Annotated in this window: 26 protein-coding genes and 1 pseudogene; 17 read left to right on the forward strand and 10 right to left on the reverse strand. The window is 74.4% G+C overall.

Going from position 1 to position 26,811, the window contains the following annotated elements:
• The first annotated feature begins 18 nt into the window (after window positions 1-18).
• From C4U44_RS20585 to C4U44_RS42605, 3 genes and pseudogenes are all read left to right on the forward strand, one after another.
• A complete protein-coding gene (locus C4U44_RS20585) occupies window positions 19-1,371 on the forward strand; it encodes an FAD-dependent oxidoreductase (protein ID WP_103887327.1) in 1,353 nt (450 codons plus the stop codon).
• A gap of 34 nt (window positions 1,372-1,405) precedes the next feature.
• A complete protein-coding gene (locus tag C4U44_RS20590) occupies window positions 1,406-1,867 on the forward strand; it encodes an ArsI/CadI family heavy metal resistance metalloenzyme (RefSeq protein ID WP_103887328.1) in 462 nt (153 codons plus the stop codon).
• Between the two features lie 7 nt (window positions 1,868-1,874).
• Window positions 1,875-2,131 (forward strand): annotated as a pseudogene (locus C4U44_RS42605) (MFS transporter); the annotation flags it as partial.
• 156 nt (window positions 2,132-2,287) lie between these two features.
• Here the strand turns inward: C4U44_RS42605 and C4U44_RS20600 are convergent.
• From C4U44_RS20600 to C4U44_RS20620, 5 genes are all read right to left on the reverse strand, one after another.
• Complete coding sequence (locus C4U44_RS20600; RefSeq protein ID WP_103887329.1) at window positions 2,288-2,839, reverse strand: hypothetical protein; 552 nt, start codon at window positions 2,837-2,839, stop codon at window positions 2,288-2,290.
• The gene (locus C4U44_RS20605; protein WP_103887330.1) at window positions 2,836-4,227 is read right to left on the reverse strand and encodes a DUF58 domain-containing protein; all 1,392 of its coding nucleotides are present in this window, start codon (window positions 4,225-4,227) and stop codon (window positions 2,836-2,838) included. The genes C4U44_RS20600 and C4U44_RS20605 overlap by 4 nt, the downstream gene beginning before the upstream one ends.
• Window positions 4,224-5,219, reverse strand: coding sequence for an AAA family ATPase (locus C4U44_RS20610; protein ID WP_103887331.1), 996 nt, complete (start codon window positions 5,217-5,219; stop codon window positions 4,224-4,226). The genes C4U44_RS20605 and C4U44_RS20610 overlap by 4 nt, the downstream gene beginning before the upstream one ends.
• A gap of 136 nt (window positions 5,220-5,355) precedes the next feature.
• Window positions 5,356-5,904, reverse strand: a complete 549-nt coding sequence (locus C4U44_RS20615; protein ID WP_103887332.1) for a hypothetical protein — start codon at window positions 5,902-5,904, stop codon at window positions 5,356-5,358.
• Entirely contained in the window at window positions 5,901-6,839 is a 939-nt protein-coding gene (locus C4U44_RS20620) for a DUF4129 domain-containing protein (RefSeq protein ID WP_235032225.1), read from the reverse strand. Before C4U44_RS20620 ends, C4U44_RS20615 begins: the two co-directional genes overlap by 4 nt.
• 255 nt (window positions 6,840-7,094) lie before the next feature.
• Between C4U44_RS20620 and glsA the strand changes: the two genes are divergently transcribed.
• The 6 genes from glsA to C4U44_RS20650 all read left to right on the forward strand — a co-directional run bounded on the left by glsA (window position 7,095) and on the right by C4U44_RS20650 (window position 13,599).
• Complete coding sequence (glsA, locus tag C4U44_RS20625) at window positions 7,095-8,480, forward strand: glutaminase A (protein WP_103887334.1); 1,386 nt, start codon at window positions 7,095-7,097, stop codon at window positions 8,478-8,480.
• Window positions 8,481-8,684: 204 nt separating this feature from the next.
• Complete coding sequence (locus C4U44_RS20630) at window positions 8,685-9,782, forward strand: baeRF3 domain-containing protein (RefSeq protein WP_103887447.1); 1,098 nt, start codon at window positions 8,685-8,687, stop codon at window positions 9,780-9,782.
• Window positions 9,783-10,151: 369 nt separating this feature from the next.
• Window positions 10,152-11,132, forward strand: a complete 981-nt coding sequence (gene sigJ, locus C4U44_RS20635) for an RNA polymerase sigma factor SigJ (protein ID WP_103887448.1) — start codon at window positions 10,152-10,154, stop codon at window positions 11,130-11,132.
• A 111-nt stretch (window positions 11,133-11,243) separates the two neighbouring features.
• The gene (locus tag C4U44_RS20640) at window positions 11,244-11,696 is read left to right on the forward strand and encodes a helix-turn-helix domain-containing protein (protein WP_103887335.1); all 453 of its coding nucleotides are present in this window, start codon (window positions 11,244-11,246) and stop codon (window positions 11,694-11,696) included.
• A 69-nt stretch (window positions 11,697-11,765) separates the two neighbouring features.
• Entirely contained in the window at window positions 11,766-12,320 is a 555-nt protein-coding gene (locus tag C4U44_RS20645; protein WP_200823332.1) for a ParH-like protein, read from the forward strand.
• A complete protein-coding gene (locus C4U44_RS20650) occupies window positions 12,313-13,599 on the forward strand; it encodes an MAB_1171c family putative transporter (protein ID WP_103887336.1) in 1,287 nt (428 codons plus the stop codon). Before C4U44_RS20645 ends, C4U44_RS20650 begins: the two co-directional genes overlap by 8 nt.
• 8 nt (window positions 13,600-13,607) lie before the next feature.
• Here the strand turns inward: C4U44_RS20650 and C4U44_RS20655 are convergent, their stop codons facing one another.
• Window positions 13,608-14,249: an SRPBCC family protein gene (locus C4U44_RS20655; protein ID WP_160145073.1), complete on the reverse strand. Its 642-nt coding sequence runs from the start codon at window positions 14,247-14,249 to the stop codon at window positions 13,608-13,610.
• Between the two features lie 217 nt (window positions 14,250-14,466).
• Between C4U44_RS20655 and C4U44_RS20660 the strand changes: the two genes are divergently transcribed.
• Complete coding sequence (locus tag C4U44_RS20660; protein ID WP_103887338.1) at window positions 14,467-14,934, forward strand: universal stress protein; 468 nt, start codon at window positions 14,467-14,469, stop codon at window positions 14,932-14,934.
• Window positions 14,935-15,015: 81 nt separating this feature from the next.
• On the opposite strand, the gene C4U44_RS20665 is transcribed toward C4U44_RS20660, so the two are convergent.
• Window positions 15,016-15,636, reverse strand: a complete 621-nt coding sequence (locus tag C4U44_RS20665; protein WP_103887339.1) for a winged helix-turn-helix domain-containing protein — start codon at window positions 15,634-15,636, stop codon at window positions 15,016-15,018.
• 108 nt (window positions 15,637-15,744) lie between these two features.
• On the reverse strand, window positions 15,745-15,873 hold the full coding sequence (locus C4U44_RS43270) for a hypothetical protein (RefSeq protein WP_265737335.1): 129 nt from the start codon (window positions 15,871-15,873) through the stop codon (window positions 15,745-15,747).
• 163 nt (window positions 15,874-16,036) lie between these two features.
• Here C4U44_RS43270 and C4U44_RS41970 point away from each other — a divergent pair, with 163 nt between their 5' ends.
• Window positions 16,037-16,177, forward strand: a complete 141-nt coding sequence (locus C4U44_RS41970) for a hypothetical protein (protein WP_200823333.1) — start codon at window positions 16,037-16,039, stop codon at window positions 16,175-16,177.
• Between the two features lie 269 nt (window positions 16,178-16,446).
• Here C4U44_RS41970 and C4U44_RS20670 read toward each other — a convergent pair whose 3' ends face one another.
• Window positions 16,447-17,676, reverse strand: coding sequence for an acyl-CoA dehydrogenase family protein (locus C4U44_RS20670; RefSeq protein ID WP_103887340.1), 1,230 nt, complete (start codon window positions 17,674-17,676; stop codon window positions 16,447-16,449).
• Window positions 17,677-17,868: 192 nt separating this feature from the next.
• Here C4U44_RS20670 and C4U44_RS20675 point away from each other — a divergent pair, with 192 nt between their 5' ends.
• The 6 genes from C4U44_RS20675 (at window position 17,869) to C4U44_RS20700 (ending at window position 24,181) form a co-directional block, all read left to right on the forward strand.
• Window positions 17,869-18,516: a TetR family transcriptional regulator gene (locus tag C4U44_RS20675; RefSeq protein WP_103887341.1), complete on the forward strand. Its 648-nt coding sequence runs from the start codon at window positions 17,869-17,871 to the stop codon at window positions 18,514-18,516.
• 189 nt (window positions 18,517-18,705) lie between these two features.
• Complete coding sequence (locus tag C4U44_RS20680) at window positions 18,706-19,944, forward strand: Mur ligase family protein (protein ID WP_103887342.1); 1,239 nt, start codon at window positions 18,706-18,708, stop codon at window positions 19,942-19,944.
• An 89-nt stretch (window positions 19,945-20,033) separates the two neighbouring features.
• The gene (locus tag C4U44_RS20685) at window positions 20,034-20,762 is read left to right on the forward strand and encodes a type 1 glutamine amidotransferase (protein WP_103887343.1); all 729 of its coding nucleotides are present in this window, start codon (window positions 20,034-20,036) and stop codon (window positions 20,760-20,762) included.
• Between the two features lie 189 nt (window positions 20,763-20,951).
• On the forward strand, window positions 20,952-21,977 hold the full coding sequence (locus tag C4U44_RS20690; RefSeq protein ID WP_103887344.1) for a 6-phosphofructokinase: 1,026 nt from the start codon (window positions 20,952-20,954) through the stop codon (window positions 21,975-21,977).
• 125 nt (window positions 21,978-22,102) lie between these two features.
• On the forward strand, window positions 22,103-23,083 hold the full coding sequence (locus tag C4U44_RS20695) for a cytochrome c oxidase assembly protein (RefSeq protein ID WP_103887345.1): 981 nt from the start codon (window positions 22,103-22,105) through the stop codon (window positions 23,081-23,083).
• 18 nt (window positions 23,084-23,101) lie between these two features.
• The gene (locus C4U44_RS20700; protein WP_103887346.1) at window positions 23,102-24,181 is read left to right on the forward strand and encodes a hypothetical protein; all 1,080 of its coding nucleotides are present in this window, start codon (window positions 23,102-23,104) and stop codon (window positions 24,179-24,181) included.
• Between the two features lie 258 nt (window positions 24,182-24,439).
• On the opposite strand, the gene C4U44_RS20705 is transcribed toward C4U44_RS20700, so the two are convergent.
• Complete coding sequence (locus C4U44_RS20705; RefSeq protein WP_103887347.1) at window positions 24,440-26,029, reverse strand: TROVE domain-containing protein; 1,590 nt, start codon at window positions 26,027-26,029, stop codon at window positions 24,440-24,442.
• Between the last annotated feature and the right edge of the window lie 782 nt (window positions 26,030-26,811).

The raw sequence follows: 26,811 nt of genomic DNA on the forward strand, positions 1-26,811 counted from the left end.
CAACAGAGGAGAACCACCGTGAACGCGCCCGCCACCACCCCGCCCACCGTGGTCATCGGAGCCGGCCCGATCGGCCTGGCCGCCGCGGCCCACCTCACCGCACGCGGCCAGGACGTCCTGGTCCTGGAAGCCGGCCGCCACGCGGCCGCCGCCGTCCGCGCGTGGGGCCACGTACGGCTCTTCTCCACCTGGTCCGAACTCGTCGACCCCGCCGCCGAGAAGCTGCTCGCCCCCACCGGCTGGACCAGGCCCCGCGCGGACACCTACCCCACCGGCGCGGACTGGGCCCAGCAGTACCTCCAGCCGCTCGCCGACGCCCTCAGCGACCACATGCGCTACGACAGCCGCGTCACCGGCGTCTCCCGCTCCGGCCGCGACCGCGTGGTCGACGCCGACCGCGAGAAGCAGCCCTTCACCGTCCACGTCCAGCACTCCGACGGCGGCGAAGAGAGGCTCACCGCAGCGGCCGTCATCGACGCCTCCGGCACCTGGTCCCTCCCGAGCCCACTGGGCGGCGACGGACTGCCCGCCCTGGGCGAGGACGCATCCGCCGACCGCATCTCCTACCGCGTCCCGGACCTGAGCAACGACGCCGATCGCGCCCGCTACGCCGGCAGGCGCACCGCGGTCGTCGGCTCCGGCGCCTCCGCGTTCACCGCGCTCGCCCTCCTCGCGGACCTCGCCGAGGACTCCCCCGGCACCCGCGCGGTCTGGGTCCTGCGGCGCGGCATCAGCGGCTCCACCTTCGGTGGCGGAGAGGCCGACCAGCTCCCCGCCCGCGGAGCACTCGGCCTGCGGGCCAAGGCCGCGGTCGACGACGGACACGCCGACGCCGTCACGGGCTTCCGCACCACCGTCGTCGAGCGCGAAGGCGACGAGCTCGTCCTGGTCGCCGAGGACGGCCGCCGCCTCGACCCGGTCGACGAGGTGATCGTCCTGACCGGCTTCCGACCCGACCTCTCCTTCCTCACCGAACTCCGCCTCGGCCTCGACGAACGCCTCCAGGCCCCGGTCGCCCTCGCCCCGCTCATCGACCCCAACCAGCACTCCTGCGGCACCGTCCACCCCCACGGCCACCGCGAACTGTCCCACCCCGAGCACGGCGTGCACCTGGTGGGCATGAAGTCCTACGGCCGCGCCCCGACGTTCCTGGCGATGACCGGCTACGAGCAGGTCCGCTCCGTGGCCGCCGCCCTCGCCGGCGACCTCGACTCGGCCGACCGCGTCGAGCTGACCCTGCCCGAGACGGGCGTCTGCGGCGGCTCCGGCCTCTTCGACGACCCCCGGTCCGAACAGGCCGGGGGCTGCTGCGCCGCGCCGTCCGTCCTGCAGATCGGCACCGGCACACCCGTGTCGACCGGCGGCTGCTGAACCCCCACCACCCCCGCACGACGGAAGGATCGCCATGTCTCGCGTACAACTCGCCCTCCGCGTCCCGGACCTGGAGGCGTCCATCGCCTTCTACACCCAGCTCTTCGGGACCGCCCCGAGCAAACTCCGCGACGGCTACGCCAACTTCGCCATCGCCGAGCCACCGCTCAAGCTCGTCCTGGTGCAGGGGACACCCGATGAGGACACCCGCATGGACCACCTCGGCGTCGAGGTCGAGACCACCGACGCCGTCCACGCCGCCACCACCCGCCTCGCCGACGCGGGCCTGGCCACCGACGTGGAGAACGACACCACCTGCTGCTACGCGGTCCAGGACAAGGTGTGGGTCCACGGACCGGGCAGCGAACCCTGGGAGGTCTACGTCGTGAAGGCCGACGCCGACAGCCTCACCAAGCAACAGGGCAGCACCTGTTGCGCCACCACGCAGGACACCGCGGCAGTCTCCGCAGGAAGCACCACGGCCTCGTGCTGCTGACACGTCGATGACCGACCTGCACACCCCAGGGGCCGCGACCCGTACGGATCGGTCGCGGCCCCGCGCCGTGCTCCCCGCCTTGTGCGCCACCCAGATCACCAGCTGGGGCGTCGTCTACTCGCATTTCCCGTACTCGCCCCGCGCATCACCACCGACACCGGATGGCCCAACTCCGCGGTCACCGCCGCCTTCTCCACGGCACTCGTCATCTCCGCGGCCCTCGGCATACCTGTCGGCAGGATCCTGGACCGGCGAGGCTCCCGAGGCGGCTGCCTCACCCTCGCGGGCATCCACGCCCTGATCACTGTCCCCACCCACGCCCTCGCCCTGCGTGCTCCTTGGCCACCAGCCACCACAACCGCCGGCTCGAGCACACCGCACGACGCCGTCGGGCTCGTCCCCCTCCGGGCGCCAGGCGCGTCAGCGGGGGGCGCCACCGCCGCGCCGGCGGAGCACGAGCACGAGGGAGGTGACCGTCGCGGCGACCGCGAGCGCGGCGGCCAGCCGGGCCCACGGGGTGTGCGACAGCGGTGCCTCGGCGGCGAGAAGGACCAGCGCGCTGGCCGCGGCCGTCACGAGGGCGGGCCCCGGCGCGGGGCGCCGCGCGGGGGCGGTGACGCCGGTCGTCCAGGCGTCGGTGAGCAGCAGATACGCCAGCAGCAGGACGGCGACGCAGGCCGCGAGCCACACCGGGGGGTCGGTGACGGCCGCGATGGCGATCGAGGCGGCGGCCATGACCGTGCCACGCCGCCGGGCGGCGAGCGCCGGCCACCGCATCGACGTCTGCGCGGGCCGCTCGTCGATCATCGGGCTCGCCCACCACGCCAGGAGGGCCGCGATCACCACCAGCGCCGGTTGCAGCGACGATCCGCGCAGCGCGGCCGGCGGATCGCAGGCCGCCACCACGAGCGCGGTGCCCACGCAGCGGGTGGCGAGCGGGGCGGCGCGCCGGCCCCGGACCGTCGGGCTCATCGGCTTCCTCCGTGGATGCGGGTGCGCAGCAGCGGGGCCAGCGCGAGGTCGAGGGTCTGCCCCGGCTGGTGGGCGATGACGGCGATGCCGCGCTCGGCGAGCGCGAAGCGGATCGCGTCGCGGTTGGCCCGCCAGAGCCGCAGCGCCATCTCCGCGGTGACGTCGCCCGGTTCGACCTCCGGGTCGCCGGAGGGGATCTCCACCACCACCATCGGGTTGGCGCCGGCCCTGACCTGGTGCAGCACGTCGAGGATGCGCTGGTCGGCGAGCGGGGTGACGACGTAGATGAGGGCGCCCTCGGGCAGCGCGCGCGGCGGCAGCCGGACCCGGCCGGTGCCCCGCCGGGCGAGGTCCTTGCGCACCTCCAGCACGCTCTGCACGATCCGGTAGAAGTACGCGTCGCCGCTGCCGGGCTGCAGCCAGCGGGTGGCGCCGCCGATGGAGACCACGCCGATGCGGTCGTGGGTGCTCAGGTAGGCGCGGGCGAGGCCGGCGGCGGCGCGGAAGGTCTCGTCCAGGGAGGACAGGCCGGTCACGGGGTCGCGGATGTCACCGAAGACGTCGAGCATGACGACGGTGTCGGCGGCGCGCTCGGCGGCGAACTGGTGGAGCTGCAGCGAGCCGCGCCGGGTGGTGGCGGGCCAGTTGATCCGGCGCTGCCGCTCGCCCCGGACGTAGGGGTGCACCCCGATCACCTCGATGCCCTCGCCGCGCTGGGGCGAGGCGTGCTCGCCCAGCCGGGTCGGCAGCCGGACCGGGATGGGGGTGAGCCCCGCGGCGGTCGGCAGCGGGAAGACCTCGACCTCGCCCAGGTCGACGCGGACGGTGCGGCGGGCGAGTCCCCCGGTGTCGTAGAGGTCGATGTCGACGGTGCCCGGGGTCCAGCGGCCCCACCGCTCGGCGGTCAGCCGCAGTTCGATACGGGCGCGGCCGACGGCGAGCGCGTCCACCCGCATGCCGGGGCCGGGGGTGATGCCCGGGTCGAGCCGGCCGACGGAGCCGTCGTGGGCGACGGTGATCCGCGCGGTGACGGTCTCGCCCTCGAAGCAGCGGCGCGGGGCGACCTCGACGGTGGTCTCGACGTGCTGCGGCCGGGCGCCGAGCGGCAGGGAGACGGCGAGCAGCGTCAGCGGGATCGCGGCGAGGGCGAGCACCCACGCGTGCCCGCTGAGCAGCGCCGCGGCCAGACCGACCGCGGCCACCGTGCTCCAGCCCAGGGCCCGTTCGCTCACCCGCCAGCCGTGCGTGGGCTCCGGCGGTGCCTGGTACACGCCGTCCCGGCCCACCTGCCGTCCGCCCAGGGCGCGTTCGACCGCCCGGGCGCGCGGATCGGCCGGGTCCGGTGCCGGGCGGGTCCCGGAGCCGTCGGGCGACGGCCGTCCGGTCATGACGCGGCGGCGGCGCGCGGCAGGGTCTGCGGCGCCGGCACGGTCCCGACGATCTCCCGGATCACCTCGTCCGCGTCGATCTGCCGCACCCACAACTCGGGCTTCAGCGTGACCCGGTGCGCCAGCGCGGGCACCGCCACCGACTTCACGTCCTCCGGCGTCGCGTAGTCCCGCAGCGCCATCACCGCGCGGGCCCGGGCCAGTTGCACCAGCGCCAGCCCGCCGCGCGGCGAGGCGCCGACCTGGATGTGCTGGTGCGCGCGGGTCGCCCCGACCAGCGCGACCACGTACTCCAGCAGGTCGTCGTCCACCTCGACCCGCTCGACGGCGGCGCGCATCGCCAGCACCTCGCGCGGGCCGGTCAGTTCCCTCAGCCGCGCCTCGGGAGCCGCGCGCGCCACCCGCGCCCGCAGCATCCCCACCTCCTCGGCCGCGGCGAGGTAGCCCATCCGCACCCGCAGCAGGAACCGGTCCAGTTGCGCCTCGGGCAGGGTGTACGTCCCCTCGTACTCGATCGGGTTGGCCGTCGCCACCACCACGAACGGGTCGGGCAGCGCCCGCGTGCTCCCGTCCACGGACACCTGGGACTCCGCCATCGCCTCCAGCAGTGCCGCCTGCGTCTTCGGCGGGGTCCGGTTCACCTCGTCGGCGAGCAGCAGGTGGGTGAAGACCGGCCCGGCCCGGAACACCATCTCCCCCGAGCGCTGGTCGTAGAACGGCGCGCCCGTCACGTCCGACGGCAGCAGGTCGGGCGTGAACTGGATGCGCCGGAAGTCCAGTCCGAGCACCGTCGCGAACGACCGGGCCAGCAGGGTCTTCCCGAGCCCGGGCAGGTCCTCGATCAGCACGTGCCCGCCTGCCAGGATGCCCAGCATCACCAGGGCCAGCGGCTCCGGCTTGCCCACCACCGCGCCGCGCACCTCTTCCAGCACCTCGGCCGCCCGCGCTCCCGCCGCCTGCGGCGAGAGCACCGCGCTGTCCTCGACCGGCAACTTCTCACTACTCACAGCGGGGATCCTCACTCTGTGCGAACGGGGCGACGGAACGGCAAACGGGAAGGGGACGGGCCCACGGCGCGCGGTGGACCCGGGCGGCCCGGCACGGGAACGGGCACCGGCGGCGGGCAGCTCACAGCGCTTCGAGCCGGTCCAGCAGCCCGGCCAGGACGGCTTCCGGCAGTTCGGGCGCCGGGGGCGGCTGGGCCGGGTCGATCCACGGCCACCACGCTTCCCCCACCAGTGCGGTGGCCCGCTGCGGGGCGCGGTACAGGTCGATGCCGTGCCGCTCGGCCAGCCGGGACGCGAACAGTCGCTGGAGCTGCGGGCGCAGGGTGGTGGCGAAGGGGACGGCGCCGTCCCTGCCGAGCGAGTGGTCGACGATGCGCTGCCACTCGCCCAGGGCCGGGGCGCGGCTGCCCAGCAGGCGTACGGCCTTGCGGTAGCCGCTGTCCTGGGCGTTACTGCCGGCGACGTAGCGAACGATGCCGAGCCCGACGAGGGACAGCAGCACCAGGGCGGTGCCGGCCGCGGCGACGCCGTCGGTGAGCGCGACCAGGGCGACCGCGAGGACTCCGCCCGCGACGAGGGCGGCGGCCGTGCTGCGGACCGGCACCGTGGGTGCCGGTGTCTCGGGCACGATGCGGTGGCGGGGCACGGGGGCGTCGGGGTGCTTGGTCACCGGCCGGCCTCCGCGGTGGGGGCGGGGCCGTCGGCGGTGTCCGCGGCGGCCCGCCGTTCGAGCTGCGCGGCGATCTCGCCGAGGGCGTCGGACGCCCGCCGACGGTCGCCGTCGTCCATCGGGTGCGTGGAGTAGCGGGCCTCGCGGAACAGTTCGGTCAGGGCGCCCGCGGCCGGGCCGCTCAGCAGGTCGTCGGCGGCGGCGCGCTCCAGCAGGTCCTGCGGGCTGTCCGAGGCGCGTCGCGCGACACCGGACGCGGCGAGCGAGGTCTCCATCGCGGCGTAGCAGGCGATCACCGCGGCCCGGGCGTCGTCGGTGTCCCGCAGGGCGCGGCGACCGGAGTCCACGGCCTGGGCCAGCAGTTCCTCCTCGTCGTCCAGCACGGCGAAGTCGCCGTGGGGCGCGGCAGGTTCCGGCCGACGCAGCACCCGCAGCAGGTACCAGACGGCGTAGGCCACGGCGGCGGCGACGACCACGGCCACCAGGGCGAGCCCGGCGTGCAGCAGCCAGCCCGGCAGGTGCAGCGACCCCTTGTCGTCGTGCGGCTTGTGGTCGGTGGGCAACGGGGTGGGGGTGGTGTCGTCGGACCGGGTCGGCAGGACCGAGGGGTAGGGCTTCCGGCCGCCGGACGTGGTGTCGAAGCGGTGCAGGCCCAGCAGGAGGACGGGCACGGCGACCGGCGAGAGGAGCAGGAGGTGGCGGACGACGTCCGCGAGGCGCTGCTCGGCGACGCCGCGCCGCTCGTCGTAGCGGTTGAACCGTTCCCGGTAGCGCCCGTTGACCAGGAGGGCGGCCACCACCCACAGCGCGGCCACGCCGACGGTGGCGCCGCCACCGCCCATCGGCCCGCGGCCCTGGCTCATCGCGCCGCTGCTCGGCCGCAGCAGCATCGCGGTCACCGCGATCCCCGCCAGGACCACGACGGCGAGCGCCACCCGCGCCCCGTCCAGACCTGTCCTCGACTCCCGCCCCGCCAATCGAAACGCCTCCCCCTCGCGGTCGGCAGCTTGGCACATCACTCTGCGTGTGTCACGGGCGGGGGTGGGGGGCCGGTGCGTGACGGGCCGCGTTCGTCGGCGGGTCCGGCGGCCGGCGACGACCGCGGATCGGTCGGGACGCGGCCGGTGCCCGCCCGCGGTGCGGGACCGCTCCGCGTTGCGGGCGGGCCGGACCGCGCGAAGCATGGACGCATGATCGACACGGGACCGTTGGACGTGATCAGCGCGGGGCTGGCCGAGGTGCACCGCCTGTTGCTGCCGCTGACGGACGGGGAGGTCGCCTCGTACATCCCGAAGCTCGCGCTGGCCGATCCGCAGGACTTCGGGCTGGCGCTGGTCAGCATGGACGGCCACCGGTACCAGGCGGGGCGCTCGGCGGTGCGGTTCTCGATCCAGTCGGTGTCCAAGCCGTTCGTGTACGCGCTGGCGCTGGCGGAGCTGGGGCTGGACGAGATGCACCGCTGGGTGGGCAACGAGCCGAGCGGGGACGCGTTCAACGCGATCAGCCTGGAGCGCGGCACCGGGCGCCCCGCCAATCCGATGATCAACGCGGGGGCGATCGCGACCACCAACCTGGTACCCGCGGGCAGCCCCGAGGAGCGGTTCGCGCGGGTGCTGGACGGGCTGGGCGCGTTCGCCGGGCGCCGGCTGGACGTCGACGAGGAGGTGTACCTCTCGGAGTCGGCGAGCGGTGACCGCAACCGGGCGCTGGCCTACCTGATGCACGCCGCCGGCTCGTTGCGCACCGAGCCCCGCGCGGCGGTGGAGACCTACTTCCGGCAGTGCGCGGTGCGGGTCGACACCGTGGACCTGGCGGTGATGGCCGCGACGCTCGCGACCGGCGGCGTCAACCCGGTGACCGGCCGCCGCGTGGTGCCCGAGCCGGTCGCGGTGCAGGTGCTCGCGGTGATGGCGACCTGCGGGATGTACGACGCGGCCGGCGACTGGCTGGTGCGGGTCGGGCTGCCGGCCAAGAGCGGCGTGTCGGGCGGGCTCACCGCGGCGAGCCCGGGACGGTTCGGTCTCGCCTGCTACAGCCCGCCCCTGGACCCCACCGGCAGCCCGGTGCGGGCGGTGGCCGCGCTGCGCGAGATGTCCGGGCGGTTCGGCATGCACCTGATGCACGCGCCCGCGCCGGGCCCCGACACCGTCACCGCCTGCACGACGGCCGGGCAGCAGCCCTCGGGCGCCGCCCGCCCGCCCCGGGAACGGGAGCTGCTGGCGCGGGAGGGATCGCGTGTCGCGGTGGTGGCCGCGCGCGGCGAGCTGGACTTCACGGCGGTGGAGCGGGTGCTGTACGCGCTGGCGTCGGTGGCACCGGACCGGCCGGGGTGGCTGGTGCTGGACCTGGCCGAGGTCCTGACGGTGCGGCCGCCGGCCCGGGCGATGCTGGAGGCGGCGCTGGCCCGGGTCACCGCGGCCGGGCACCGGGTGTGCGTGGTGCCCGGCGGACAGGCGCACGGCCATGGCGGCCTGGCGGCGGGCGCGGAGGTACGCGGGACCCGGGCACTGGCAGTGGCGTGGGCCGAGGACGAGCTGCTCGGCGAGTCCGCTGGGCTGCGGAAGTCGACTGATTGATATATCCAGGAAGGGACAGTCCAGGAAGAGAGAGCAAGACGGGAAGACACCGGGAGACGGACGGTTCGGGCCGCACCCGCGGCCGGAACGGGTTCCGGCGCCCCCCGCCCGTCGTGTCCGCCGCTCCGGCCCCGCGCCCAGCGCGCGCGACCCGCCGCCGCGAGCGTCTTCGCAAGCCGCCGGAAAGGTGTGCCCATGCCCTCCATGCACCAGCCGCTGACCCCTGCCGCGCTCGCCGAGCTGCGCCGCCCCCGCAAGTACCCCGCGGTGTCGGTGCTGCTGCCCACCCACCGGCGCCAGCCGGACAACGCGCAGGACGGCGTGCGGCTGCGCAACCTCCTGGAGGAGGCCAAGAACGCGGTGCACAGCGACCCCGAGGTCTCCCGGGCGGACCGCATCGACGTGATCGGGCAGCTCGACCTGGCGCTCGCCGAGGTCGACCTGGTGTACGCCGAGGACGGCCTGGCGATCTTCGCCGCGCCCGGCGAACACCACGTGTGGTCGCTGGAGCGGTCCGTGCCGGAGCGGGTGCTGCTGGCGCAGACGTTCCTGACCCGCAACCTGGTGGCGGCGTACGCGGCGAACCAGCCGTTCTGGGTCCTGGCGCTGTCGGCCGACGCGGCGACGCTGTGGAGCGGCGGGCGCCAGCAGACCCCGCAGCAGGAGCAGGGGCACTTCCCGGTGCGGCGGCCGCCGGTGGACTTCGACCCGGAGCGCGAGGAGCAGATCGGCGACACCCCCAGCACCTTCAACGACGAGGACACCCGCACCTTCCTGCGGGAGGTCACCGACGCGGTGACGGCCGTGCAGGCGGCCGATCCGCGGCCGATGTACCTGGTGGCAGAGCCGGAGGCGATCAGCGCGCTGGACGAGGTCGGGCCGGTGGCCCGGGACGCGGTGGCGCACATCGGCCACGGCGGCCTCGCCCAGGGTCCCGGCGAGGCGCTGGCCCGGGCGGTCGAGGACGCCGACCGGCAGCGGGACGAGCGGGCGGTGGCGGCGGTGCTGGACGACCTGGACCGCGCCCGCGGCAGCCGGACGTTCGCGGGCGGCGTCGACGAGGTGTGGCAGTCGGTCACCGAGGGCCGCGCGTCGCTGGTGGCGATCGAGGACGGCTACCGCACCACGGTCAGGGACGACGGCGAGCACCTGGTGCCCGCGGACTCCGGCGAGCGGGGCGCCCGGGACGACATCGTGGACGAGATCGCCGAGCAGGCGCTGGACACCGGGGCCCGGGTACGGTTCGTGCCGGACGGGGATCTGGCGGACTCCGGTCACATCGCCGCAGTGCTGCGCTACTGACGCGGCACTCCCGAGGATGATGTGACCTGCCCCACATTCCCCTGCTGCGATGTCACACCCGGCGGGCGCGGGACCTCTCCGGGGAAACGCACCACGGGAGGCTCCATCGTGTCCGACACCCCGCAGCGGCGACCCGCGCCCGCAGGCGAGCCCAGCACGCAGTTCGGCGCGGCACCCGCCGCCGAGGGTTCGCCCGTCCCGGCCGAGGACACGGCGAAGTCGATCGCCGGATTCGGCGCCGAGGGCACGGCCGGCGCGACCGCCGGGTTGGGCACGACGGAGCTCGGCGCCGCGCTCACCGCCCGGGGCGCGGCCGAGGCCACCGCCGAGCAAGGCTCCGCGCTCACCGGCGAGGTCCCGGCCGGGCCCGTGGCCGAGGCCACCGCCGGCCGGGCCGGCGACCGGGCCACGCAGGCGTTCGTCGGCCTGCGCGAGCTGCTCTTCTCGGTGGTCTACAACATGCTCGGCAGCGTCTCCGACACCGAGGACGTGCTCCAGGAGACCTGGCTCGCCTGGACCCGCCGCACGGACCGGGCCGACGGGGCGGAGATCGACAATCCGCGCGCCTACCTGGTGCGGATCGCGGTCAACCAGGCGCTGGCGCGGCAGGCCGGCATCAACCGGCGTCGCGAGACGTACGTCGGCTCCTGGCTGCCGGAGCCGCTGGTCACGCAGACCCCGCCGGCACGGGAGTCCGACGCAGCCGCGCGGGCGGCCGACGCCGCGGAGACGGCGCTGCGCAACGAGTCGGTGTCGATGGCGCTGCTGGTCGTCCTGGAGACGCTCACCCCTCTGGAGCGGGCGGTGTTCGTGCTGCACGAGGTCTTCGGCTACGCCCACACCGAGATCGCCGCCATCCTCGACCGCAGCCCCGCCGCGGTCCGCCAGCTCGGCCACCGCGCCCGCGAGCACGTCCACGCCCGGCGCCCCCGCTACCAGGCCGACCCGCGCCTGCAGCAGCAGATCACCGAGCGGTTCGTCGCGGCCGCGCTCGGCGGGGACCTCGCCGCGCTGATGGAACTGCTCGCACCGGAGGTCACGATGTGGAGCGACGGCGGCGGCAAGGCCCGCTCCGCGCTGCGCCCGGTCGAGGGACGCGACAACGTCGCGCGGATGCTCACCGGTTACGCCGGCAAACAGCTGCCCGCGGCCCTGGACATCCGCTACCGCTACGTCAACGGCGACCCGTCGGCCGTCGTCTTCTCCGGCGACTCGCCCTACGCCGTGATGGTCATGGACCTCGACCCGGACAGCGACCAGGTCACCGACATCTTCCTGGTCACCAACCCCGACAAGCTCGCCCGGGTGCGGCTGGAGGACGGCGACGACGACCCCTCCCGCCCGGCGTAGCCCGGCGGGCGCCCGGCCGCGACGGACGGGGGCGGCGGGACGGGAGTGCCAACTGCCGCCCCGCACCGATACGATGGGCCTCCGGTCGGGGCGGGGCGGTGGAATCGCGGCATGATCAACGGGGTCGGGAACGGGGACGGGGTGGCGCCGGATACGGGGACGGCGACTCTCGCGGAGAAGATCGACGCGCTCTTCCGCGTGGTGCGCCGGCCGGACCGCGAGGTGTACACCCACGAGGAGGTGGCACGCGCCTGCCGCGACGCGACCGGGGAGAGCTTCTCGACCACCTACCTGTGGCAGTTGCGCACCGGGCGGCGGACCAACCCGACCAAGCGCCACCTGGAAGCGCTCGCGCAGTTCTTCCAGATCCCGGTGGCGTACTTCTTCGACGACGAGCAGGGCGCGCGGATCGCCGCCGAGCTGGAACTGCTCGGCGCCCTGCGGGACGCGGGGGTGCGCAGCGTCGCGCTGCGAGCGGTGAACCTGTCGCCGGAGGGCATGGGCACCATCAGCGACATGATCGACCTGATCGCCAAGAGGGAGGCCGATAGGAACTCCCCTTAGGGCGGTGGGTTCCTGAGATCCGGTGCTCGGGACGAGTCGTCGGACACCGGCTCCGACGGGGGTGAGGACGTGAGGGCGCAACCGGCGCACAGCGCGCTGTGGGAGAAGTACCGGCAGGTCATGGGCGACACCTCCCTGCCGAGGCCGTTCGACGAGGTGGCCCTGGTCGCCCGGCTGGCCGAGCGGCGCGGGCGGCCGATCGAGCTGATCCCGGTAGACACCCGCCCGAACCTGCCCTGCGGGCTGCTGATGGTCACCGACCACGCGGACTGCATCGTCTATGCCACGGACACCACGGTGCTGCACCAGCGGCACATCCTGCTGCACGAAGCGGCCCACCTCGTGTGCGGGCACGACCGGGCGGCGCGCGGCCCGGTTCCGGGCGGGCCCGGCCCGGCCGGCACCGACGCGCTGCTCAGCCACCTCCCCGACGCCCTGGTCCGAAGGGTGCTGGGCCGCACCGTCTACACCGAACCGCAGGAGCACGAGGCGGAGTTACTGGCGTCGCTGATCTGCTCGCGCGCGGCGCGGGAGGCGGCCGCGCCTCAGCTCGCGGAGGGCCAGCAGCGGCGGCTGGGCTCGATGTTCGGCGCGCTCGCCGCATGGGGCCGGGCGCGTGGTTGACGGCGGGACCTACGGCGCGGGCGCGCTGCTCATCGCGTTCTCCTGCTACCGGATGCTGCTCCACCGGCATCACGAGACCGATCCCGCGACCCGCCACATCGACCGGTTCGCGCTGTCCATCGGCGCGGCTCTGCTCGTGCTGGCCCCGGCCACGGTGACCGCGCTGGACCGGTTCGGACCGGTGCCGCAGATCGGGGTACTGCTGGGCGCGGAGCTGAAGGTGACCGGCCTGACCTCGCTGGCGCTGATCGCACGAGCGCTGGGCGAACCCGGGCACGGCACCGAGCGGCGGCTGACCTGGCAGGCGCTGGGCACCGCCCTGCTGCTGGCCGCGCTGTTCGTGCCCGCCGGCCTGCACGACCGGGGCGGCACCGGCTTCGTGGCCGGCACCCCGGGCCGCTGGCTGCTGGCCGGCTACGACGTGCTGTTCGTGGCGTACGCGCTGCGCTGCCTGCTGCTGTTCACAACGCTGCTCGGCCGGCACGCCCGGCGGATGCCGCGCAGCTCGCTGCGGACCGGGCTGGTGCTGATGAAGGCGAGCGGCGCGGTCGGGGCGGTGTGGGCGCTGCTGCTGCTCGCGGACGCCGCGCAGGTGCTGCGGTCCGGGCGTCAGGACACCGCCGAGGACGTCCCCGCGGCCGTGCTCGCACTGACCTGCGCGCTGCTCGCGGTCGTCGGGGCGACCGCCACGTCGTGGGGACGGCTGCTGACCGCGCCGCTGCGGCTGGTGCGGGCCGCGCGCGCGTACCGGGCGCTGGAACCGCTGTGGTCGGCGCTGTACGAGGCGCACCCGGCCATCGCGCTGCTCCCGTCGCGGCCGAGCCGCTTCCGGCCGGGCCGGCCGGCGCTGCGGCAGACGCAGTTCGCGCTGTACCGGCGGGTGATCGAGATCCACGACGGCCGGCTGTCCCTGCGGCCGTACTTCCCGGCCGACGTGCCCGCGTGGCTGGCCGCGCGGACCGCGGCGGGGACCGGCGCGGTGGCGGGCCTGCCGCAGGGCGGCGGGATGTCGGACGTGGTGGTGGAGGCGGCGGCACTGACGGCGGCCGTGGAGGCGCGCCGCGCGGGTGCCGAACCACCGGCGCGCCGCCCTCCGTCCACGGCCCCGGCCCTGCCGCGCAGCGGCACGATCGACGAGGACGTGGCCTGGCTGATGCAGGTCGCGGAGGCGTTCCGGGCGCTGGCGCCGCCGGACATGAAGGAGCCCCGGCCGGGACGGGGGGACCAGGCCGGGGCAGTCACGGGGGCGGGCACGTCACGCACCCTGCCACCACGTTAGTTTAACACTCAATGAGCATAGTCGAATCCGTGCGGGGTCGCGGAGGTCCGCATGGGGGTGGCGGCGGGCACCGACGGGACGTTCTCGGGCGCGCCGGCGGGAGCGGCGTCGGTTCCGGGGACCGGGCCGGCGCCCGGACCGCCCGCACCCGCGTTCGCTCCCGCCCCCACGCTCGGGACGACCTCGGACGACGCCGCCGGCAACGCCTCGCCGGTCGTACGGCCCTCACCCAGCAGGTCGCGGAACTTCAGGCTGTCGGCCGGCAGATCACGGCGCCAGGCCATCGCCACCAGCGGCGCGAGGAGCAGCAGCGCCGCACTGAGCGAACTGGTCACCGACAGCCGCACCAGGGTGCCGTCGGCGTGCGGCAGCAACTCGAACGCGTACAGCGGGACCTGCGTGCCCAGCGGGCACCACATCCGCTGGCCGCGGAACGCTATCCGGCGGCCGGGCTCGTAGTCCGCGCAGACCAGGTGGTACGGCCGCCGCCGCCCGGGATACCGGTAGCGATACACCGCGTTTCCCCCCGGCCGTACGTAGGCCGACTCCACCGACGCCACCCCGGAGCTCCACAGGGCGAGGTTGCGGGCATCGGCGAGAAAGTCGAAGACCTCCGTCGGCGTACGCCGCACGAACACGTTCGTGGACACGCAAGGCATCGCAAACCTCCCCGGTAGCGGCGTGGGCACCGCCGAGCGCGGGCACGGGCCGTTGGTCGACCGGTGCACCGGACGGGCGATCACCTGCTTCACTCCTCTTCACCAGCGTGCCCCGCAAATGCGCCCATGTCGTGGCAATAGGACCAATCGGGTGAGAACGCTGCGTGCACGGGGGTGATCCACCGGTGCTCGCGGCCGATAGCCTGACCTGGTGGAAGAGCAGAAGCTACCGGCACGTTTCGAACGTGGCACCGACGGACCGAAAGTGATCGTCGCCGGGCTCGACGGCTCGGACTCCTCCTGGCGTGCCGCGGCGTACGCCGGTGGTCTGGCCCGACGCCAGCACGCCCTGCTCGCACTGGTCTACGTACAGCCGTACATCGCCGGTGGCGCCGCGCTCGGCGTGCCGGTGTCGGAGGCGGACACCGGGATCGCGGATCTGCTGCTCGCGGAGATCCGCAAGTCGGTGGCGCGGGTGCAGGGCACCTTCACCGTGCGGTGGGAGTTCCACACCTTCCGCGGCGACCCCTACAACGGGCTGGCGATGGCGGCCGACCAACTCACCGCCGACGCGGTGGTGGTGGGCGCCTCGGAGCGGGCCGGCCACCGCCTGGTGGGCTCGGTCGCGGTGCGGCTGGTCAAGACCGGGCGATGGCCCGTCACGGTGGTGCCGTAGCCCCGGCCGCGCGGGCACGCGACCGGGACCCGCAACCGGACGGGATGCGGGATCACCGGCCGGATGCCCCTGACGGGCGGGTCAGCGCGCGGTCGGCGCGGGCGCGTACTTGTAGCCGACCCGGCGCACGGTCACGATGCTGCCGCGGTGCTCCGCGCCCAGTTTCCGGCGCAGCCGGGCGATGTGGACGTCGACGGTGCGGCCGTCCCCGACGTGGCCGTACCCCCACACGGTGGTGACGAGCTGGTCCCGGGAGTGCACCCGGTGCGGGTGCGCGACCAGGTGGGCCAGCAGCTCGAACTCCAGGTAGGTCAGGTCCAGCGGGCGGCCCTCGACGTCGGCGGTACGGCGCTCGGCGTCTATCCGCACCGGCGTGGCGGGCCCGGGTGGCACGGCCGGCCCCTGCTCGGCGACCGGCGGGCCGGCCGGACCGGGGTCGAGCGCGTACGGATCGGCGAGCGTACGGGCCGGCTCGGCCCCGACCCGGTCGGCCGGGACCAGGACCAGGTAGCCGACCATCGGGGCGCCGCCGGCCACCGCGGGCAGCACGTGTCCGGGAGCCGGCAGCCAAGTGGCGCCCGGCGGCAGGAAGTCGGGGGCAGGTGGAACCTCGTCGGGCCGTACGGCGCGCAGCCGCTGCCGGGCGGCGGGAGCGGCGGTCACGGCGGCGGGAGCGGAGGGGATGGAGGAGACGTTCGACATGGGTTCGGCTCTTTCGCGCGAGGGGTCGGGAGGACTCCGTATGCGCGGGACCGGAAACCGGCTGGTGGGTGGGCGGCAGGCGGCGAGGGAGCCGGATGCGGCGCGAGGTCAGCGGGAGAAGCGGTTCCGCGCGGGGATCGCGCGGCAACACCAGCGGTCGAAGTGGTGCTCCTGCCGGGACGGCCAGAAGGGCTCGAGGTCGTCGCGACCTGTCCCGGTGTCAGCAGTCCTGGCCATGCCCCCCATTGAACCAGACCCCGGGGCCCAGGTGTGAGGGTCCGGGCAGGCCCTGACGTGTCCGCCGTCACGTCGCGCGCGGCGCGCCCCGCCACGCCCACCCCTGCGGGCGGTGGCCGCGACGCCCGGGGCTACGCTGGAGCGTCGAGTCGAAGGAGTCGCCATGCAGATCCACCACGTGCTGACCACCCTGGCGGTCAGCCAGTCGCCCGGCCCCGGGCCGGTGATGCGGACTTTCATCGTGGTGTCCGTCGTCGGAGCCGCGTTCCTCGGGTGGTTCCTGCTGCGCGGCTACCGCGACTGACCCTCCCGGCTGGCGCGCCCTGACCCCCGGGGGTGCCCCTGCCGGCCGGTTGAGGGACTACCTGCCGGTGGTGGGCTTGTCGCGCAGTTCCTCCCCCAGCCTGGCGGCTGGGAGGTGGCCCCCAGCGCCCTCTGGGTGGTGAGCCTCTTTTCGCGGAGGGACCCGCACAAACCCAGGGGCGCGGGGAACCGCGCGAACGGCCACCGTGGACCGCAAGGTCCCGTAGCCGGCGGACAGGGGCACCCCAGCGGGTCAGGGCAGCCTCGGCCTCAGCGGATGGGCAGGCCGGAGAGGGTTCGGGCTATGACGAGCCGCTGGATCTCACTGGTGCCCTCGAAAATCGTGTAGATCGCGCTGTCCCGATGCATCCGCTCCACCGGGTACTCACGGGTGTAGCCGTTCCCCCCGAGGATCTGGACCGCCTGCGCGGTCACCTTCTTCGCGGTCTCACTGGCGAACAGCTTGGACATGGAGCCCTCGGCCGAGGTGAAGGGGCGCCCGGCGGTGGCCATCCAGGAGGCCCGCCACACCAGCAGCCGCGCAGCGTCGATCTGGGTGCGCATGTCCGCGAGCTGGAAGGCGACCCCCTGGTTGTCGATGATCGGCCGGCCGAACTGCTCGCGGGTCTTGGCGTATTCGAGGGCGTACTCGTAGGCGGCGCGGGCGGTGCCGACGGCCATGGCGCCGACCGCCGGGCGGGACGCCTCGAAGGTGGCCATCGCCGCGTTCTTGACCCTCTCCCCGTCGGCGGACTTCGCCCGCTCGCGGGCACGGGCCAGCCGCTCGTCGAGCTTGTCCTTCCCGCCGAGCAGGCAGTCACCGGGGACCCGGACGTCCTCCAGCACGACCTCGGCGGTGTGTGACGCGCGGATGCCGTGCTTCTTGAACTTCTGGCCCTGGGACAGGCCCGGGGTGCCGGCCGGCACGATGAAGGACGCGTGGCCCTTGGTGCCGAGGTCGGGGTCGACCACGGCGACGACCACGTGCACGTTGGCGATGCCGCCGTTGGTGGCCCAGGTCTTGGTGCCGTTGAGCACCCACTCGTCCTTGGCCTGGTCGTACACCGCGCGGGTGCGCATCGCGCCCACGTCGGAGCCGGCGTCCGGCTCGGAGGAGCAGAAGGCGGCCACCTTCACGTCGTCTGCGTCGCCGTACATCTGCGGCACCCAGGTGCCGATCTGCTCCTCGGTGCCGTTGGCGAGCACGCCGACCGCCGCGAGGCCGGTGCCGACGATGGACAGCGCGATGCCCGCGTCACCCCAGAACAGCTCCTCCATCGTCATGGGGATGCCGAGGCCGGTCGGGTCGAAGAACTGCTGGGCGTAGAAATCGAGCGAGTACAGCCCTATCTTGGCTGCCTCCTGGATGATGGGCCAGGGCGTCTCCTCGCGCTCGTCCCATTCGGCGGCGGCCGGGCGCATCACGTCCGCGGCGAAGCCGTGGATCCACTCGCGCACGGACTGCTGTTCGTCGTTGAGTTCGAGCGTGAAGTCGCCCATCGTCCCCTCCACGTACTTGTTACTTGCGGTAACAGCAGTCTGTTACCGTTCGGTAGGGGATGTCAACTCGCAGGCCGCCGGGCCGTGAACGGGCCCAGGGGTGTTACGTTGCGCCCAGGGCAGTGGCACACGAGCAGTGGACCAGCGGCGCTCGGTGCCCTCCGAGCGCGGCGGACGACCAGGAGGCGCACGGTGGAGACCGGGCATCGGCAGGACCAGCGGACCGCCACGGAGCGGCGCCGCACCGAGCTGCTGGAGGCCGCCGAGCGCGTGGTACTGCGGGACGGGCCGGAGGCGTCGATGAACGCCATCGCCGCCGAGGCCGGCATCACCAAGCCGATCCTCTACCGCCACTTCGGCGACAAGTCGGGGCTGTACCGGGCGCTCGCCAAGCGGCACACCGACGCGCTGCTGGCCACCCTGCGCAGCGCGCTGGACTCCCCCGGCGACCGGCGCGACCGGGTCGAGGCGACCCTGCACGCGTACCTCTCGGCGATCGAGACCCGCCCGCAGGTCTACCGCTTCCTGATGCACCCGGCCGAGACGCCCGCGGCCGACGGGGAGAAGGGGTTCGACGTCGGCCGCCACCAGGCGCCCCTGCTGCGGCGGATGGGCGAGGACCTGGGCGAGGTGATCGCCGAGCGGCTCGACCTGGGCCCGGACTCCCGGCAGGTCGCGCGGATCTGGGGCCACGGCATCGTCGGGATGATGTTCGCCGCCGGGGACTGGTGGCTGGGCGAGCGGCCATGCTCCCGCGACGAACTCGTCCGTACCCTGGCGGACCTGCTGTGGGGACGGCTCACCCTCGCCGGCGACCGGGCCGGCAGCCAGGGACTGTAGGGCGCACGCCGCGCCGCGTTCCGAACGGCCTCGCCATCCCCACCGGTTCGGCAACCCCCGACGGGGGCAGCCGGGCGACCCGCCGCCCGGCGTGGCCGGAGCGCGGCACCGGCCCTCGCGGCGGTCAACTCCCCCGCCCGGAAGTCGATAGGCTGATGCCCGGGCGAATGTCGAGGAGGAAACAACAGGATGGCAGGCAACTCTGAGCCGCTGACGCCGCGGGCGAAGCTCGCCGTGACGGCGGGCAGGGCCGCGGCGGCCGTATCCCGCGTCGCAGGCAAGGGCAGTGGATCGGTGATCGGCGGCAAGGTCGCGCTGCGGTTCGACCCCGACCTGCTCGCGCGCCTCGCCCGCCACCTGGACGTCGTGCTGGTATCCGCCACGAACGGCAAGACGACCACCACGCGGCTGCTCGCCGAGGCGCTGCGCGCGGGCGGCCCGGTGGTGTCCAACGCGCTGGGCGCGAACATGCCGGCCGGCATCACCTCGGCGCTGGCGGGCGGCTCCGACGCCCGCTTCGGCGTGATCGAGGTCGACGAGAAGTACCTCGCCGGTGTGGCGCGGGACGTCACGCCCAAGGCGATCGCCCTGCTCAACCTCTCCCGCGACCAGCTCGACCGCGCCGCCGAGACGCGGATGCTCGCCGAGAAGTGGCGCGAGGGGCTGGCGGGTTCCGAGGCGATCGTCGTCGCGAACGCCGACGACCCGCTGATCGTGTGGGCGGCCTCCTCCAGCCCGACCGTGGTGTGGGTCGGGGCCGGCCAGGAGTGGAAGGACGACGCCTGGTCCTGCCCGTCCTGCGGCGGGGTGCTGCAGCGCCCGTCGGACGACTGGTTCTGCGGCGAGTGCGGCTTCCGCCGCCCCGCCCCGACGTGGGCACTGTCCGGCGACCACGTCGTCGACCCGTACGGCGTCGCGTGGCCGATCCACCTCCAACTCCCCGGCCGCGCCAACAAGTCCAACGCGGCGGTGTCCACCGCGGTCGCGGCCGCCTTCGGCATCGACCCCAAGGTCGCGCTGGAGCGGATGTACAAGGTGCAGGCGGTCGCCGGCCGCTACGACGTGGTGACCTACCGGCAGCGCCAGGTCCGGCTGCTGCTGGCGAAGAACCCCGCGGGCTGGCTGGAGACGTTCTCGCTGATCGACGGGCCGCCGGCGCCGGTGGTGCTGTCGGTGAACGCGCGCGGGGCCGACGGCACCGACACCTCCTGGCTGTGGGACGTCGACTACACCCGCCTCGCGGGGCATCCGATCATGGTGCTCGGTGACCGCCGGCTCGACCTGGCGGTGCGGCTGGAGGTGGCCGGGCTCGAGTTCCGGGTCTGCGCCGACCTGGACGAGGCGGTGCGCTCCGCGCCGCCCGGCCGGATCGAGGCGATCGCCAACTACACCGCGTTCCAGGACCTGCGCCGTAAGGTCGGAAACTGAACCGCGAGGCGGGGTGGGCGGACGCCCCGGGACCCGCCGCTGCCCGGTCCCAGGCCCGATCCCCCCAACGGACCCGAGGAGAAGCACGCATGAGTGATTCCAGCCTGCGCCTGGTGTGGGTCTACCCCGACCTGCTCAGCACCTACGGCGACCAGGGCAACGCGCTGGTGGTGGAACGGCGGGCGCAGCAGCGCCGGGTGCCGGTCACCCGGGTCGACGTCCGCTCCGACCAGCCGATCCCCACCTCCGGCGACATCTACCTGGTCGGCGGCGGCGAGGACCGGCCGCAGCGGCTGGCGGCGGAACGCCTGCGCCGCGACGGCGGGCTCAACCGGGCCGTGGCCAACGGCGCGATCGTCTTCTCGGTCTGCGCGGGCTACCAGATCCTCGGCCACGAGTTCGTCAACGACCTGGGCCACCCCGAGCCGGGCCTGGGCCTGCTGGACGTGGTGAGCACGCGCGGCGAGGGCGAGCGGTGCGTCGGTGACGTACTGGCCGACATCGATCCTCAGTTGGGTCTGCCGCCGCTGACCGGGTTCGAGAACCACCAGGGCGTCACGCACCTCGGGCCGACCGCGCGTCCGCTCGCGCGGGTGCGGATCGGACGGGGCAACGGCACCGGCGACGGCACGGAGGGCGCGTTCAACGACACGGTGTTCGGCACCTACATGCACGGCCCGGTCATGGCCCGCAACCCGCACATCGCGGACATGCTGATCAAGCTGGCGCTGGACGTCAACGCGCTGCCGCCGGTCGACGACCAGTGGTACGACGCGCTGCGCGCGGAGCGGATCGCCGCGGCGGTCCAGCCGGCCTGAACCGCAGGACCCGGGCGGACCAGGGACGTCACCGTGACGCTGTGCGGACGTGCCCTGCCGTTCGGGTAATCGTCAGGTGTCCGCAGTGCGGTCGCCGTGGAGGCGCCCGGGTCCCGCTCGGTAAGCTGGCGACGATCCATCCGGACGACGGGGTCCGGCCGTCCGGTTGAGTTGCAGGAGTAGCGAGCGATGCGTATTGGTGTCCTGACCAGCGGCGGCGACTGCCCCGGGCTGAACGCCGTCATCCGGTCCGTGGTGCACCGTGCCGTGGTGGACCACGGCGACGAGGTCATCGGCTTCCACGACGGGTGGAAGGGCCTGCTCGAGTGCGACTACCGCAAGCTCGACCTCGATGCGGTGAGCGGCATCCTGGCCCGCGGCGGCACCATCCTGGGTTCCTCCCGGGTCCAGCCGGCGCACCTGCGCGGCGGGGTGGAGCAGGCCCGCGGCCACGTCGCCGACCTGGGCCTGGACGCGATCATCCCGATCGGCGGCGAGGGCACGCTCAAGGCGGCCCGGCTGCTGTCGGACGCGGGGCTGCCGATAGTCGGAGTGCCGAAGACGATCGACAACGACATCGCCTCCACCGACGTCACCTTCGGTTTCGACACCGCGGTGACCGTCGCGACCGAGGCGCTGGACCGGTTGAAGACCACCGCGGAGTCGCACCAGCGGGTGCTGATCGTGGAGGTCATGGGCCGGCACACCGGGTGGATCGCGCTGCACTCCGGGATGGCGGCGGGCGCGCACGCGATCGTGGTGCCGGAGCGGCCGTTCGACGTGCAGGAGCTGACCGACGTGGTCGGCAAGCGCTTCGAGGCGGGCAAGAAGTTCGCGATCGTGGTGGTCTCCGAGGGCGCCAAGCCCCGCGAGGGCACGATGGACTTCACCTCCGGCGCGACCGACGTCTACGGGCACGAGCGGTTCTCCGGGGTGGCCAACCAGCTCTCGGTGGAGCTGGAGGAGCGGCTGGGCAAGGAGGCCCGCCCGGTGATACTCGGCCACGTGCAGCGCGGCGGCACCCCGACCGCGTACGACCGGGTGCTGGCCACGCGCTTCGGCTGGCACGCGGTGGAGGCCGTGCACAACGGCAGGTTCGGGATGATGACGGCGCTGCACGGCACCGACATCGACCTGGTCCCGCTCTCGGAGGCGGTCGAGCACCTCAAGACGGTGCCGGTCGAGCGCTACACCGAGGCCGAGTGCGTGCTCTGAGCGCCGTACCCGGGCGGTGGATCCGCCGCTGACCCCCTCCCCACCCGCTGTCGACGCCCCCGGCCGGATCCGCGACCGGGGGCGGTTCTAGTCTGGTGCGGGCACATCGGGTGAAGGAGTGACAGATGGATCACGGCGGTTCGGCCATGCTGGCCATGCCGGGAATGCCGGGCATGGACGCGGACCTGCCGCCGTTCACGCTGGGCCGCGGGCTGGCCTTCGGCGGTGATCCGTTCTTCCTGGTGCTGTGCGTCGTGCTGCTGGCGCTGTACGGCTGGGGCGTGGCGCGGCTGATCCGCCGCGGCGACCGGTGGCCGGTGGGCCGCACGGTGTCCTTCGCGGTCGGGGTGCTGACCGTCGGCGTGACGATGTGCACGAAGCTCAACGACTACGGCATGGCGATGTTCAGCGTGCACATGGTGCAGCACATGGTGCTCAGCATGCTCTCGCCGCTCCTGCTGCTGCTGGGCGCCCCGGTGACGCTGGCGCTGCGGTCGCTGCCGACCGCCGGGCGCGGCCGCACCGGTCCGCGCGAGCTGCTGGTGGCGTTCCTGCACAGCCGGCTGATGCGGGTGGTCACCCACCCGGCGTTCACCATCCCGCTGTTCGTGGCGAGCCTGTACGGGCTGTACTTCACGCCGATCTTCGACGACCTGATGCGCAGCCAGACCGGGCACATCGCGATGATGCTGCACTTCCTCGCGGTGGGCCTGGTGTTCTTCTGGCCGATCATGGGGATCGACCCGGGCCCGCATCGGCCGGGCTACGTGATGCGGATGCTGGAGCTGTTCGCGGGCATGCCGTTCCACGCGTTCTTCGGGATCGCGCTGATGATGGCGAGCGAGCCGATGGTCAGTACCTTCAAGCACCCGCCCGCGTCGCTGAACGTGCACCCGCTCAGCGACCAGACGGCGGCCGGTGGCATCGCGTGGGCATTCAGCGAGATCCCCTCGGTGGTCGTGCTGGTGGCCCTGCTGTTCCAGTGGTACACCTCCGAGAAGCGGCAGGCGCGCCGTACCGACCGGGCCGCGGAGCGGAACGGCGACGCGGAACTCGTGGCGTACAACGCCTATCTGGCGTCGCTGCAGGCGCGCGGTCGCGGTTGACCGGAGGGGGGCCCGTGGATGGGCGGACAGGTGAGGGTCTCGCAGGGGGCGCTCGAGCTGCCCGGCGGGGCCACGGTGCGCTTCATGCGGACGCTGCGGCTGCCGGAGACCGGCACCCATCCGCTGCCGCCCGGACTGGGCGGCTTCCCCTTGCGGCGGGTCGCGGACTACCCGGACCGGGCTCCTGAGCAGTGGCTCGGGCACGGCGGGGTGCTGCTGCCGGTCTACCAGCGCGAGGCGATGTGGCTGAGCTTCTCCGCCTCCGCCCCGGTCGCCCTCCAGGTGGGGGTGGGCAAGGTGTGCGCGGTGTCGGGGCGGCCGTGGAGCGACCGGCTGGCGCAGGATCCGCAGAACTACCTGGTGCTGCCGCGCCAGCCGTGGCTGGACGGCATCAACTCCGGCCGGGGCACGATCCGGCAGTTCGTGGCGGTGCCGCTGGGGCTGGGCGCGACCGTGGAGGGCCAGGTCTCGGGCGCCGAAGTCTGGGGCGGCGTGCAGTTGCAGGTGTTCGAGCTCCGCACGTCGGTGCTGGCGCGGTGGCACGCCGAGCAGCGCGCACGGGCGGTTCCCGAGCGGGAGGTGGCCGGGTGGGGCGGGGTCGGCGGAGCGCAGCCGGGCGGTGCGCCCGGGCCGCCGGCCGTGCCGATGGCGGCCCACGCACCGGAGAGCCCGGCGGCGGAACCCGGCGGACCACGGTCACCGGCGGCCCGGCGGACCGCGGCCGCGATGGGCCTGGGCGCGGGCGGCCTGATGCGGCAGGAGGTCTACCGCGACGTGCGGCCGCTGGACGATTGGCGGCGCAAGCCCTCCGGCCGGGTGTTCGTGCACCTGGCGACGGCTCCGCAGTGGCGGGAGATCACCGGGGAGCCGGCGCCCGCCTCACCGGTGGACCGGGCCGCCTACACCGCCGCCGGGCTGCCGTGGTTCGCGTACTACGACGCGGACGCCGACGACGTGGCGGCGGCCGGCCCGCTGGAGCAGGTGCGGCCGGCCGGCGACTGGCTCGGCGACGACGAGCAGCCGTGGGTGGCCCCGGACTCGCAGCAGATCACGCCGCTGGGTGACGCGCCCGGGCAGGTGGTGGACGGCGACTGGTAGCCGCGAGGTCCGGACGGGCGTCGGGCGGGGACGGGCGCCGGATCACCCCGTACGACGCGAGCCCCGGGAAGGCCCGGCGCGGCCCAGGGGGTGCGCTTCGCCGCCGGCGAAGAGCACGGGCGCCTCGGCGGTTCGAGTGCCCGGCCGCGTGCCGCCCGGCCGGGCACTCCGGACGGCGCGCGGAACAAGGCCCCTTCTCCCCCGCTTCTCCCCCGCCCGGACCGGTGGGCGGCTTCCGCGGCGGGCGATCACCGCCCCTCACGGCTCCCAGGGCCACGTGGCGTCGCGGCCGCGGGCGAGGAGGTCCACCAGCGTGAACAGCCGGTCCGAGAACCCCGCGATCTCGTAGCGGCCCGCGGTGGCGGTGTCGAGCGCCGACGGCGCGTACCCCGCCGTGTTGACGCCGAACATCGGCACGGAGGCGGGCACCGCCGTGGACACGGACAGGCCGTGCGCGCCGGTCCCCGGGTACGCGAACGCCTGCATGTCCGAGAACAGCACCACCCGGTCGTGCCGCCGGTAGGCGGTCTTGAGCGCGGTGACCGTCTCGGTGCCGTGCCCGACCTCACCGACCCGCGCGCAGAACTCGTCGGCCTGCCGCAGCACGCTCCCGCCGCGCCGCAGCCGGTGGCTGAACACGCCGCTGGCGAAGCCGACCAGGTCGACGTCGCAGCCCCGCGCGGCCAGCGCGACCGCGAACAGCGCGCCCACGTCCACGTGCCGGACCTGGCTGCGCCCCGAGATCGCCCGCCGCATCGACGCGGACGTGTCGACCAGGACCAGCGTGCGGCCCGGCAGCGCCGGGATGTTCCCCGTCGACGCGAGGAGCGCCCGCTCCAGTGCGGCGCCCCAGCGCAGCGACGGCGCCGCGCGGTACGCGGACAGGAACCGGTAGGGGAACTGCCGGGAGCGCCGCACCTGCTCGGGGTCCGCGAGCCGCGCCGCGAGCCGCTCGGCGACGTCGTCGGGCACGCCTGCCTCGTCGAAGTTGCGCAGGTTGCGGGTGAGCGCCATCAGCCCCATCCGCGGCGCGATCGCCGACCAGGCGGCGGCGTCCATCGCCCCGAGCGAGGCCAGCTGCTCCCACGTCATCCCGGCAGCGCCCAACCGCGCCGGGTCCGCGAGGAAGTACGCGCGGCGCTCGGCGACGGGCATGGCCATGGCGGCCCGGTAGGCGGTGAGCACCGGCAGCCGGGCGGTGACCCGCACGACGTCCCGCTTCCAGCGCCGGTCGGCGAGGTAGTCGAACAGGTCGGCCTGCCACGGCCCGGCCGGGCGCGGCTTGGCGAGCGCCACCACGTCGGCCATCCGCCAGGCCGCGGCCGCCCCGTCGTACTTCAGCGCGGCCTGCTCGGTGTAGAGGCGGGTGACGGCGTCGCCGAGACCGCGCTGCACCCCGCCAGGCAGCGTGGCCTTGCCGGTGCGCGCCTTCCAGTAGGCGAGGAACTCGGCGGGCTCGTCGGCGCGCAGCAGCGCGGAGTCGACCAGCTTCCGTACGGAGACGCTCGGCACGACGTCGGTGCCGGCGCGACGGGCCAGCGCGGACTCGGCCGCGACCACGACCGCGGCCGAGCGCATGTTCATCTCACCGCGCAGGTACGGCACGAACCGCGCCACCCAGTCCGGGTCGGTCCGGGTCACGGCGTGCACGAGCTGCCGGAACCGGCTGTCGCGGTCGGCGGCGGACTCGTAGAAGGTGTCCTCGCCGACCATGGAGGCGGCGGCGAGCAGGAACAGGTCGCTCTTGGCGTCCCGGCTGAAGGCGGCGCCGCCCTCGTAGGTGGTGGTGCGGCCGGTGGTGGCCACCGGGCCGGTGGGAGCGCGGCGGCGCGCGGCGAACTTGCCCATGGTTCCGATCTCCTGACGTGTCGTCATGGCAGTTGCCATGAGGGCGTGGTCCCGCACTCGGCCGGCCGCGGGCAGGGCGAGGCCCGCGTGCGGTACGGGTGGGGGTGGATGATCGGACCGGCCGGTGGGCCCGGACGGGCGCCGCGAGTTCCTGTCGCACGGGCTTCATGGTGCTCTGCCGTGCTGAGCTACCGGCCCCCCTTGGCGGGCCGGGCGGGATTCGAACCCGCGACCTCCCCGTGATGAGCGGAAGTAGGCTCGTGCTGCGCTTCGCGGCGCCTGTTCGGTTGTCGTCCACCGTCGTCGGTCCGGCCGCGAGGCGACCGGACGGGAGGTGCCACAACTGGGCCCGGGCGGCCGGCGAGTGCCGGGTCGTACGGGCGCGTGCCAAGGTGCTCCAGCCGATTGAGCTACCGGGCCCGAAGGGTCCGGGCAGGACTCGAACCCGCAACCGCTTGATCCTGAAGGAGGCCCGCACTGCGCTTCGCCGGCCACCCGTGTCCAGTTGTCTCCCCCCGTGGGGTGCTGCGAGTACGGGCCGGCAGGGGAGGAATTCCCCCCTGTGGGGGAGAAGGAGCCCCTGCCTTCGCTTCGCGGCACTGCCAACTGTAGGCAGCCGGACGGGGCCGCCGCATCGCGATTTCCACCGGCCCGGCCGGGGGCCGCCGTTTCGTGGGCGCCGTCTCCGTGGCTCTGCCGTCCCCCTGGCCCCCGGCCGCGCCCCGCCGTCCCCGCGCCCGCGCCGTACCGGCGGATTGCGCCCTGCGCGGATCCGCGCAGGG

This window comes from Actinacidiphila yanglinensis (genome assembly GCF_900107965.1).
GTDB classification, from domain to species: Bacteria; Actinomycetota; Actinomycetes; order Streptomycetales; family Streptomycetaceae; genus Actinacidiphila; species Actinacidiphila yanglinensis.

Excerpts from the sequence above, each read along its gene's own strand:
- C4U44_RS20590 (WP_103887328.1), top strand. The coding sequence starts at position 1,406 with ATGTCTCGCGTACAACTCGCCCTCCGCGTCCCGGACCTGGAGGCGTCC.
- C4U44_RS20600 (WP_103887329.1), bottom strand. The coding sequence starts at position 2,839 with ATGAGCCCGACGGTCCGGGGCCGGCGCGCCGCCCCGCTCGCCACCCGC.
- C4U44_RS20605 (WP_103887330.1), bottom strand. The coding sequence starts at position 4,227 with ATGACCGGACGGCCGTCGCCCGACGGCTCCGGGACCCGCCCGGCACCG.
- glsA (WP_103887334.1), top strand. The coding sequence starts at position 7,095 with ATGATCGACACGGGACCGTTGGACGTGATCAGCGCGGGGCTGGCCGAG.
- C4U44_RS20630 (WP_103887447.1), top strand. The coding sequence starts at position 8,685 with ATGCACCAGCCGCTGACCCCTGCCGCGCTCGCCGAGCTGCGCCGCCCC.
- C4U44_RS20640 (WP_103887335.1), top strand. The coding sequence starts at position 11,244 with ATGATCAACGGGGTCGGGAACGGGGACGGGGTGGCGCCGGATACGGGG.
- C4U44_RS20665 (WP_103887339.1), bottom strand. The coding sequence starts at position 15,636 with ATGTCGAACGTCTCCTCCATCCCCTCCGCTCCCGCCGCCGTGACCGCC.
- C4U44_RS43270 (WP_265737335.1), bottom strand. The coding sequence starts at position 15,873 with ATGGCCAGGACTGCTGACACCGGGACAGGTCGCGACGACCTCGAGCCC.
- C4U44_RS41970 (WP_200823333.1), top strand. The coding sequence starts at position 16,037 with ATGCAGATCCACCACGTGCTGACCACCCTGGCGGTCAGCCAGTCGCCC.
- C4U44_RS20670 (WP_103887340.1), bottom strand. The coding sequence starts at position 17,676 with ATGGGCGACTTCACGCTCGAACTCAACGACGAACAGCAGTCCGTGCGC.
- C4U44_RS20680 (WP_103887342.1), top strand. The coding sequence starts at position 18,706 with ATGGCAGGCAACTCTGAGCCGCTGACGCCGCGGGCGAAGCTCGCCGTG.
- C4U44_RS20685 (WP_103887343.1), top strand. The coding sequence starts at position 20,034 with ATGAGTGATTCCAGCCTGCGCCTGGTGTGGGTCTACCCCGACCTGCTC.
- C4U44_RS20690 (WP_103887344.1), top strand. The coding sequence starts at position 20,952 with ATGCGTATTGGTGTCCTGACCAGCGGCGGCGACTGCCCCGGGCTGAAC.
- C4U44_RS20695 (WP_103887345.1), top strand. The coding sequence starts at position 22,103 with ATGGATCACGGCGGTTCGGCCATGCTGGCCATGCCGGGAATGCCGGGC.
- C4U44_RS20700 (WP_103887346.1), top strand. The coding sequence starts at position 23,102 with ATGGGCGGACAGGTGAGGGTCTCGCAGGGGGCGCTCGAGCTGCCCGGC.
- C4U44_RS20705 (WP_103887347.1), bottom strand. The coding sequence starts at position 26,029 with ATGGGCAAGTTCGCCGCGCGCCGCCGCGCTCCCACCGGCCCGGTGGCC.